Source organism: Streptomyces sp. URMC 126, assembly GCF_051386555.1.
In the GTDB taxonomy this organism is placed as follows: domain Bacteria; phylum Actinomycetota; class Actinomycetes; order Streptomycetales; family Streptomycetaceae; genus Streptomyces.
Genome location: NZ_JBPQTX010000543.1, coordinates 1 through 2,560 on the forward strand (window position 1 = coordinate 1; position 2,560 = coordinate 2,560).

The window sequence follows — 2,560 nt, forward strand, 5'->3', positions numbered from 1 at the left end:
CCCGGGCGGGCGGCGTCGTACCGGCGCCCCCGCGCCCGGGTGGTGGACCGTGCAAGGCGGTCGGGCAGGTGGATGGGCGGTCGCTTCGCCGCCGCGCGGGCTCTTGTCGTCTTGGCCGGGGTGGCGGCGGCCGGCGTGTACGGCCTGGCCTCGGGCGGTGTCCGGTCCGGTCGCGCGCTCAGGTGCGGAGCAGCGCACGTTCAATCCACATGGTGAGCAGGGTCGGCACCAGCGACACCCAGAACAACACCTGCGGGACGAGCCGTTCGGACCATGGCACGGTCACTGTGACCACGGCCACGAGCGTGCACCACACCGCCTGCCCGATGACCAGCCGCGCCCAGCCGTACCGCCGGATCAGCGACCACATGCTCAACCGCACTCCGACCCGCATGCGGCGGTAGCGGCGCCAGGCGCCGAAGCCCCAGACGGCGGCCATCAGGACGAGCGCGTAGAGGCGGCTGCCGAGCGGGCTCGGCAGGGACGTGGGGTCGTCGCCGGTCGGGAAGATCCGTCCGGCTTGGAGCGCGATCACCAGGCAGAGCAGCGCGAGCCAGCGGGTGCCGCGCAGTATCCGGAACAGTGTCCCGTCCAGGTCCCGGCGCAGCTCGTCGGCCTGGGGGTCGGCGGCGAGCGCGGTGACGTACGCGTCGGCGGCGGCGCGCAGCTTGGCGCCCGCGCCGGTCAGCGGCGGCGCGGCGGCTTCCGCGGCGGCGTAGTCGGCCCGCTCCGCGAGCGCCCAGGCGTTGTGCGGGTCGATGCGCAGGATCTCGTCCACGGCCTGCCGCGTCACATCCGCGCGGCCGTTCAGCAGTGCGGCCTTCCACAGCGCGTACCGCGCGCCGATGGAATCCGGGTCGAGCTCGACGGCGGTCACCGCAGCGTCGAACGCCTCGGGCCGGCGCGGCTGCCATGCGCCCAGGGCCTCCGAGAGGGCCGCGAACCCCTGCCAGCCCCGCGGGTCTATGCGGATCGTCTCGTGGGCCTCGGCGAGCGCCTCGTCCGGCCGGCCGAGCCGCCGCAGGGCGTGGGCGCGGATGAAGTGGGCGTCGTACTGCTCCGGCGCGAGGGCCAGTGCTTCGCCGGTGGCGGCGAGCGCCTCCTCGTACTCCTCGGGCATCTTGTGGCATTGGGCGAGGTAGACCCAGCCGTATACGTCGGCCGGGTCCTCGGCGAGCCGTCGGGCCAGCAGCGTGCGGGCCTCGTCGAGGCGGCCGAGGTCCAGCAGGGCGGCCGCCTGGTCGACGAGCGGGTGCGGTGTGGTCACAGCTTGCGGGCCTTCTTCAGGTAGGCGAGCAACTCGTCGTACACACCGCCTTCGTTGGCGAACATCGCCACGTTGCGGGCGGCGGCGAACCACGGTTCGGTGGACGGCCGGATCGCTTTCGCGGCGCCCAGCAGGTCCGCTGTGTTGATCATGCGTACGGTGCCGGTACGGGCGGAGTCGAGGAGCGCCGACTCGGCCGCGCTCTCGCAGACGTGCGCGAGGTCGGCGCCGGAGAAGCCGTCGGTGACCTTGACGAGCTTGCCCAAGTCGACCGATTCGATGGGACGTTCGCGCAGGTGGTAGCGGAGGATCGCGTCGCGGGCCGGGCCGTCGGGCGGCAGTACGAGCAGGGTGCGGTCGAGGCGGCCGGGGCGGCGCAGTGCGATGTCGACGTCCCAGGGAACGTTGGTCGCGGCGAGCACGAACACCCCGTCGTTGACGTCGCCGACGCCGTCCAGCTCGATGAGGAGCTGGTTGACGGTGTTGCGCATGCCGTTGTGCTGGGTGCGGCTGCGCTTGGCGCCGAGCGCGTCCAGCTCGTCGAGGAAGACGACGCACGGCGCCTGCCTGCGTGCGGTCTCGAATACCTCGTGCATGTTGCGTTCGGAGTTGCCGACCCACATGTCGAGTACGTCACTGACCGAGACGGAGAGGAAGTTCGCGCCGAGCTCCCCGGCGACGGCCCGGGCGATGAACGTCTTGCCGCAACCGGGCGGCCCGTACAGGAGCAGCCCGCCGCGCAGGCTCTTGCCGTACAGCCTGCGCAGTTCCGGGTTGCGCATGGGCGCGAGGAAGGCGGCCTCCAGCCGGTCCTTGACCTCCCGCATCCCGCCGACGTCCGCGAGCCGCACCGAGCCGGGCGCGTCGGGCGCGTCCACGTCGTACGCGCTCACGCCTCCGGCGGTCCCGCCGCCGCCCGCGGCGGGCCGCGCCTCTTCCGCCTCGGGGCTCGCGGCGAACCGGGGCGGGATGACCTCCCCGACCTCCTGCTCGACGGACGCCCAGTCGAATCCGCCGCCCTGCTCGGCGGGGGCCGCCGGCCGCCCGGCGGGCACCGAAGGCTCGGGCCCTCCCATGGCCCGCGCCATCAGGGCCCGCGCCTGCGGATCGCCTGGCGCGTGGCTGAGCGCCACAGCCGCCTCCGCCACGGCCGCGTCACCGTGCCCGGCGTCGAGCAGCAGCCCGGCGAGATGCAGCCGCAGGGGCACGTCGCCGGGGGCCGCGGCGACGGCTGCGCGCAGGCTGCCTATCAGGGGGGACTCGGGGGTTTTGGGGACGGCGGGGGCACTGGTG

2 protein-coding genes are annotated in these 2,560 nt (G+C 74.0%); both read right to left on the reverse strand.

Annotated elements, in window-relative coordinates:
* Positions 1 to 178 precede the first annotated feature (178 nt).
* Positions 179 to 1,267, reverse strand: a complete 1,089-nt coding sequence (locus ACSNOK_RS32505) for a tetratricopeptide repeat protein (RefSeq protein ID WP_436784383.1) — start codon at positions 1,265 to 1,267, stop codon at positions 179 to 181.
* Positions 1,264 to 2,520: an ATP-binding protein gene (locus ACSNOK_RS32510; RefSeq protein WP_436784384.1), complete on the reverse strand. Its 1,257-nt coding sequence runs from the start codon at positions 2,518 to 2,520 to the stop codon at positions 1,264 to 1,266. The genes ACSNOK_RS32505 and ACSNOK_RS32510 overlap by 4 nt, the downstream gene beginning before the upstream one ends.
* Positions 2,521 to 2,560 lie beyond the last annotated feature (40 nt).